General features: G+C 71.7%; 6 protein-coding genes. 5 read left to right on the top strand and 1 reads right to left on the bottom strand.

Annotated elements, in window-relative coordinates; translation table 11 throughout:
* Positions 1 to 603: 603 nt before the first annotated feature.
* Positions 604 to 1,317 (bottom strand): metal-dependent hydrolase, encoded by a 714-nt coding sequence (locus tag D455_RS0116215; protein WP_017571767.1) that lies wholly within the window; start codon positions 1,315 to 1,317, stop codon positions 604 to 606.
* 558 nt (positions 1,318 to 1,875) lie between these two features.
* Here D455_RS0116215 and D455_RS0116210 point away from each other — a divergent pair.
* The 5 genes from D455_RS0116210 to D455_RS30685 all read left to right on the top strand — a co-directional run.
* Positions 1,876 to 3,633 carry an ABC transporter substrate-binding protein gene (locus tag D455_RS0116210; RefSeq protein ID WP_017571766.1) on the top strand — a complete coding sequence of 586 codons (1,758 nt, stop codon included), beginning with the start codon at positions 1,876 to 1,878 and terminating at the stop codon, positions 3,631 to 3,633.
* Positions 3,630 to 4,694, top strand: a complete 1,065-nt coding sequence (locus D455_RS0116205) for an ABC transporter permease (protein WP_017571765.1) — start codon at positions 3,630 to 3,632, stop codon at positions 4,692 to 4,694. The genes D455_RS0116210 and D455_RS0116205 overlap by 4 nt, the downstream gene beginning before the upstream one ends.
* Entirely contained in the window at positions 4,691 to 5,674 is a 984-nt protein-coding gene (locus tag D455_RS0116200; protein WP_017571764.1) for an ABC transporter permease, read from the top strand. The genes D455_RS0116205 and D455_RS0116200 overlap by 4 nt, the downstream gene beginning before the upstream one ends.
* On the top strand, positions 5,671 to 6,693 hold the full coding sequence (locus D455_RS0116195; protein ID WP_017571763.1) for an ABC transporter ATP-binding protein: 1,023 nt from the start codon (positions 5,671 to 5,673) through the stop codon (positions 6,691 to 6,693). Before D455_RS0116200 ends, D455_RS0116195 begins: the two co-directional genes overlap by 4 nt.
* 28 nt (positions 6,694 to 6,721) lie before the next feature.
* Positions 6,722 to 7,290 (top strand): ATP-binding cassette domain-containing protein (locus D455_RS30685; RefSeq protein WP_017571762.1); only part of this gene is annotated, 569 nt, incomplete at its 3' end.

Raw genomic sequence — 7,290 nt, 5'->3', positions numbered from 1 at the left:
GACAGGGAGCCTGGACCGCGCTGCTGCGCCGTCGTTGGTGCCGACGCCGCTACCGCCACCGTTAGCGGCCCGGCCGTTGGGCGGGGTCCCCAGGCATCCGCTGCCGTTGGTGCCACCGTGGCCGACCCTCACCACCGGGGACAGCACCGTTACCCGGCGCTGGAGGACCCGCTTGCCGTTGGTGCCGCTATCGCAGCAGAGCCCGGCTACCCGCACCCCTCAGGCGTTGGTCGCCCTCCGACAGTGGCTCCCACCGTTGGTGCCAGCGTCGCTACCGTCACCACCAGTGGCCCGGCCGTTGGGCGCAGCCCCCAGACACCCGCCGCCGTTGGTGCGACCGTCGCCAACCCTCACCACCAGGGACAGCACCGCTACCCGGCGCTGGAGGACCCACTCGCCGTTGGTGCCAACGCAGCAGAGCCCGGACACCCAACCCCATCAGGCGTTACTCGCCACCTGTCCCACCTCGCGGCAGCTGGCGCCACCGCAGCAGAGGCCGACCATCCCCGAACCCCAACCGTTGACCGCCCTCCCGCAGCCGCTCCCGGCGCTGTGGGGGTCGTCGTTCGCCCGCATCACCGTGGCCAGCAGCAGACCAAAGGGCTAGTACTCGGGGAGCAGGCTCGGCCAGTCGAAGAGGTAGATCGTTCCCACGATGACGCCGATGGTCAGCAGCGGGGTGACCAGCTTCTGCTCGACCGGCCCGTCGGTGACGAAGCCCTTGTTCTGGCCGAAGCGCTTCTTGTAGAAGGGCCAGAAGATCGGTACGCCCATCTTGGTGATCATGTCGCCGAAGAAGTGCAGGATCACACCGAAGGCCACCGCCAGGCCCAGCCAGCTGTAGCCCACCCCTGCGGTGTACAGGGCCAGTGTGATCCCGGCGGTGGCCATCGCGTTGATGACCCCCGAGGCGACCCGGTTCTTGTCCAGGCCGAAACCCAGGCCCTGGAGGGCGATACCGATCATCAGGAACACGAAGACCTGGACGGCCATCTCCGACCACAGCGCCAGCAGCTGTGCCAGCACGCCCACGAGGATCGCGAAGAAGAACGAGTGCGTCCCCATGCGGTGCCCGCCGAAGAGGAAACCGAGCATGCCGCTCAACACCTCGGTGACCCTGCCGTAGGTCTTGGTCACCGTGGCGCTCTTGTGGTCCAGATCGGGCAGCAGGGCCGCACCGGCGCAGACCAGGGCACCGGCGATGATCTCACCGGCACCCAGGTGGAAACTGAGTCCGAGAAATTCCCTGCCCTGGACCAGCGGAACGACCGCCATCCAGCCGACCACGCCACTCAGTGCGTGCGAGTGCCCCATCATGGCCGGAACCGTAGCGGAGTACGGCATTCACTGCCAACGCGGGGCAGCCGTAAGGGGGCGGTGGGGAAAGGCCGTAAACGCCCTGTCACGGGCACGGATCGGGTGATGGGCGGCCGAACCCGCCGCCCGTGCCCCGCAACGCGCCACATCGGCCCATCCGGCACCCGTGGTGCTCCCCTCCTCGCGGAGCCCTTTCCACCGCCTCTGGCCCGCACACCGCCCGGGATCCTCCCCACCACCCCGGACACACGCCATCCACCCGCCCCAGGGCCGCTCCCACAGCCCCTCCGCGACGGCTTCCGGACTCGAATACGCGTCGATGTCACGGCGCTCCACGAAGGTCATTGACGCTCGTCACCGTCCGTTGGTAAACAACCAACAACCCCCAGGTGGCGCGCCACCGACCCACGATCCTCTGACAGGAGGGGCCGCACATGAACTTCCACCACCCCCCGCCCAGGCCCCTCGCCACCACACTCCGGAACCACGCCACCACGGCCGTCGCCCCGCGCCTCCGCCGTATCGCCGCGACGGGAACCGCGCTCCNTCGTCGCCGCCGTGTCGGCGGCCCCCGCAGCCGCGGACGAGGGCGGCACCAACACCCTCACGATCGCCACCTCCCAGCAGGTGGACTCGTTCAACCCCTTCGTGGCCCAGCTGGCGATCACCACCAACGTCCTGCGCCACGTCTACGACTCCCTGGTCACGGTCGACCCCGAGACGGGACAGCCCGCCCCCTCCCTGGCGGAGTCCTGGGAGTCCAGCGACGACGGCCTCACCTGGACCTTCCACCTGCGCGAGGACGTCCGGTTCACCGACGGCGAGCCCCTCACCGCCGACGACGTGGTCTGGACCTTCACCACCATGATGGAGAACGAGGCCGCGGCGGTCGCCAACGGCAACTACGTCACCAGCTTCGAGTCGGTCACCGCCCAGGACGACCACGCGGTGGTCATCGAACTCGAACGCCCCCAGGCCACGATGACCTCGCTCAACGTCCCGATCGTCCCCCAACACGTCTGGGAGCCGATCCTGGAGGAGCAGGGCGACTCCTTCGCCGACTACAACAACGAGGACTTCCCGACCGTCGGTAGCGGCCCCTTCGTCCTCACCGGCCACGACCCGGGCCGGTCCATCACCCTGGAGGCCAACCCCGACCACTGGCGCGGCGCACCCGGCTTCGACCGGATCGTCTTCCGCTACTACTCAGAGAAGGACGCGGCGGTCGAGGCGCTGCGCAGCGGCGAGGTCTCCTTCGTCTACGAGCTCACGCAGGCCCAGGCCGAAGCCCTCCAGTCGGCCGAGAACATCAGGGTCAACATCGCCGACGGCAAGCGGTTCCAGGCCTTCACCATCAACCCCGGCGCCGTCACCCAGGACGGCGAGGAGTTCGGCGACGGGCATCCCGCCCTCGCCGACCGCACCCTGCGCCAGGCCATCGTCATGGCCATCGACAACCAGGAGATCGTCGACAAGGCGCACGGCGGCCAGGCCGTGGCCGCGGGCGGCTACATCCCGCCCCGCTACTCCGACTTCCACTGGACGCCCGAGGGCGACCAGGCCTTCCCCGACTTCGACCCCGAGGCCGCCAACGCGATGCTCGACGAGGCCGGGTACGAGAGGGGCCCCGACGGCGTGCGCGTCTCACCCGAGGGCGACCGCCTCGAACTGCGCATGCACGTCCACCAGGACCGGCCCGCGAACGTCAACGCCGGACTGATCCTCGTCGAGCGCCTCGCCGACGTCGGCATCGAGGTCAGGAACCTCACCGTCGACCCCGGCGTGCTCAGCGACGCCCTCTTCGCCGGCGAGTACGACCTCATCTTCACCGGTTGGACGGTCAACCCCGACCCCGACTACGTGCTGAGCATCCACACCTGCGGGGCGCTGCCCGTCGAGCCCGGCACCATGCAGGGCGACGCCTACTTCTGCGACGAGGAGTACGACGAGCTCTACCAGGCCCAGCTCGCCGAGTACGACCGCGAGGCCCGCGCCGGGATCATCCACCAGCTCCAGGAGGTCCTCCACCGCGAGGCCGTCGTGAACGTGCTGGCCTACCCCAACATCATGGAGGCCTACCGCACCGACCACATCGCCTCCATCCGGTACGAACCCGCCGAGGGCGGCAACATCTGGGGCCAGGACGGCTACTGGGCCCTGTGGTCGGCCGAACCCGCCGCCAACCGGGTCGAGGGCTCCGCCGGCGGCCCCTCCACCGCGGTCTGGGTCGGCGTCGGCGCCGCCGTCCTCGTCCTCGCCGCGGCCGGGGGCCTGCTGCTCCGGCGCCGACGCGCGACCATGGGGGACCGCGAGTGACCAGTACTTCCACCACGTCGGAGGACTCGCCGGGAACACCGACCCCCGGCGTCCCTCCCGAACCCGCCGAACCCGGCCGCGCCGGACGCGTCGTGCGCTACGTGGCCGGACGCCTGACGATCGCGGTGGCCTCCCTGGCCGCCGTGGTCGTCGCCGGGTTCTTCCTCTTCCGGATCCTGCCCGGCGACCCCGTCCGCGCCATGACCGAGGGCCGCGAGGTCACCGCCGAGCAGCGTGAGGAGCTGCGCCGCCAGTTCGGCCTGGACCAACCGCTGTGGCAGCAGTTCCTGGACTACGCGTCCGGTCTGCTCCGCCTCGACCTCGGCATGTCCTTCCAGTACCGGGAGCCGGTCGCCGAACTCATCCTGAACCGGCTCGGCCCGACGCTCCTCCTCGCCGGGACCGGCACGGTCATCGCCGCGCTGCTGGGCCTGTTCCTGGGCTCCAGGGCCGGGTGGCGACCGGGCGGCCGCCCGGACCGCGTCCACACCGCCGTCGCCCTGTTCTTCTGGTCGGTGCCCACGTTCTGGCTCGGCCTGCTGCTCATCGTGTTCCTGGCCTCCGGGCGCGGCTTCATCCCCGGCATGTTCCCCACCGGCGGCATGGTCGACCCGCGCACCGACGGACTCGCGGACACCGTGCTCAACACCGCCTGGCACATGGTGCTGCCCATCACCACCATGGTCGCGGTCATCTACGCCCAGTACCTGATGATCATGCGCTCCTCGCTCATGGACGAGAAGGGCGCCGACTACCTCACCACCGCACGCGCCAAGGGGCTGCGCGACGCCCTGGTGCGGCGCAGGCACGCCGTGCCCAACGCGCTGCTGCCCACCGTGACGCTCGTCTTCCTCAACCTCGGACAGGTCGTGTCCGGCGTGATCCTCGTGGAGACCGTGTTCTCCTGGCCCGGCCTCGGACAGCTCTTCTACTCCGGCCTGCGCGTACCCGACCTCGGCCTCGTCCAGGGCCTGTTCGTGGTCTTCGCGGCCTCGGTGATCCTCATGAACCTGCTCGCCGACCTGGTGTACCCGCTGCTCGACCCCCGGGTGCGCCCGTGAGCGCCCCCGCCGGGACGCCCGGCCCCCCGGAGACCGACGACCACACGGGCGGTGGCACCACCGCACCGCCCACACCACGCGCCCTGGCCCGCAGGCGCCGACGCGAGGCCCTGCGCCGCTTCGCCCGCGAGTACGCCCGCAGGCGCGCCGGGCTGGTCGGCCTGGCGGGGCTGCTGGCCATCGGCGCCCTGGCGCTAACCGCCCCGCTCTTCATCGACCAGGCCCACCTCACCGTCACCGGCGCACCCGGCACCGCCTACGAGCCGCCCAGCGCGCGGTTCCCGCTCGGCACCGACAACTTCGGCCGCTCCATCCTGGACCTGGTCGTCTGGGGCGCCCGGGTCTCACTCACGGTGGGTTTCCTGGCCACGGCCGTCTCCGTGGTCCTGGGCACCCTGGTGGGGATGACCGCCGGGCACTTCGGCGCCTCCGGCGGCTCCGCGGGGCGGTTCGTGTCCTCGGCGCTCATGCGCGTCACCGACTGGTTCCTGGTCCTGCCGACCCTGGTCCTGGCCGTGGCCCTGGCCGCCGTGCTGCCGCGCGGCACCGGCACCATCATCATCGCCATCGGCCTGACCGTCTGGCCCGCCACCGCGCGGCTGGTGCGCGCCCAGACCCTGGCGGTGGAGGCCCGGCCCTACGTGGAACGGGCCCGCGCCCTGGGCGGCGGCCACGCCCACGTCATGCTCTGGCACGTCCTGCCCAACGTCATGCCGGTCGTGCTCGCCCAGACCACCCTGCTCGTGGCCACCTCGATCATCGCCGAGTCCACGCTGGCGTTCCTGGGCGTGGGAGACCCGACCACCGTCTCCTGGGGAGGCATCCTGGACGCGGCCCGCAACTCCGGTGCGATCAGTTCCGGAATCTGGTGGTACATGGTTCCGCCCGGTCTGGCGATCGCCGTGGTCGCGCTGTCCTTCACCCTGTGCGGCCGGGCCCTCGAATCCGTCATCAACCCGCGACTCCGGGAGCAGCGTTGACCTCCCTCCTCGACGTCCGCGACCTGCACGTCACCTACCGCACCGACGACGGCGGCGTCCCCGCCGTGCGCGGCGTGGACCTGGCGCTGGATCCCGGCGACACCCTGGGCCTGGCGGGCGAGTCCGGCAGCGGGAAGTCCACCGTGGCCCTGGCCCTGCTGCGTCTGCTGCCGGGGACCGCGCGCATCAGCGGAGAGGTGCTGCTGGAGGGCGAGAACGTCCTCGACATGCGCTGGGGCCGGTTGCGCGCCGTCCGCTGGGCGGGCGCCTCCATCGTCTTCCAGGGCGCCATGCACTCGCTCAACCCGGTTCGCCGGATCGGTCAGCAGATCGCCGAACCGATGGGCGTCCACGGCACCGTCCCGGCCTCGGAGGCGCCCGCCCGGGTCTCCGCGCTCCTCGAACAGGTGGGCCTGCCCGCCTCCCGCGCGCGCGACTACCCGCACCAGCTGTCCGGAGGGCAGCGCCAGCGGGTCATGATCGCGATGGCGCTGGCCTGCGAGCCGCGCCTGATCATCGCCGACGAGGCCACCACCGCCCTGGACGTGATGATCCAGGCCCAGATCCTGGCCCTGTTGCGGCGCCTCGTCGCCGAGCACGGCATCGGCATGCTGATGATCAGCCACGACCTGTCGGTCCTGGCCGCCACCTGCGACCGGGTCGCGATCATGTACGCGGGCCGCGTCGTGGAGCGGGGACCCGCCCAGGATGTCGTGCACGAGCCCGCGCACCCCTACGCCAGCGCGCTCAGCGCCGCCTTCCCCCGTATCGGGGATCCGGCCTCGCGCCGGGCGCCGCGCGGTCTGCCCGGTGATCCGCCCGACCCGGCGGACCCGCCCTCGGGCTGTGTGTTCCGTCCGCGCTGCGCGGTGGTCGAGACCGTGTGCTCCACCGTCGACCCGCCCCTGTGGCCCGTGGACCCCGACACCGAGGGCGTGTCCACCCGGCAGGCGGCGTGCGTGCACGTGGGACCCGCCAAGCCGCTGACGGCCACGGGGGACGACGGAGGCCGCCCGTGACCGCCGCACCCACCGAGGAGACGCGCCCGTGAGCACCACCGAGACCGACTCCCACGCGAAACCGCCGACACCCGGACAGGAGACGGTGCCCGTCCTGAGTGCCCGGGGGGTGGAGATCGCCTTCGAGACGGGGATCGCCCCCGGCGGCGGTCGGGGCACCGCCCGCGCCGTGGACGGCGTCAACCTCGACATCGCCGCGGGGGAGATCGTGGCGCTGGTGGGGGAGTCCGGCTGCGGCAAGACCACCCTGGCCCGTGCGCTGCTGGGCCTGGAACGGCCCACCGGCGGTGACGTGGTGTTCGAGGGGAGCCAGCTGCGCTACGGCTCCCGCGACATGCGCCGCTACCGACGTCGGGTGCAGCTGGTGCAGCAGGATCCCACGGGGTCGCTCAACCCGCGCCGCACCGTCTACGAGTCCGTGGCCGAGGGGCTGCGCATCCACGAGGGCACCGTCCCCGACGAGTCGGGGAGGGTCGGCGAGGCGCTGTCCAGGGCGGGCCTGCGCCCGCCGGAGCGGTTCTTCGCCCGCTACCCGCACGAGCTGTCCGGCGGCCAGCGCCAGCGCGTGGTGATCGCGGGCGCGCTGATCCTGGACCC

Source organism: Nocardiopsis halotolerans DSM 44410 (assembly GCF_000341065.1).
In the GTDB taxonomy this organism is placed as follows: Bacteria; Actinomycetota; Actinomycetes; order Streptosporangiales; family Streptosporangiaceae; genus Nocardiopsis; species Nocardiopsis halotolerans.
The sequence above is the reverse complement of the archived record's forward strand: the minus strand, read 5'-3'. Positions and strand labels throughout refer to the sequence as shown.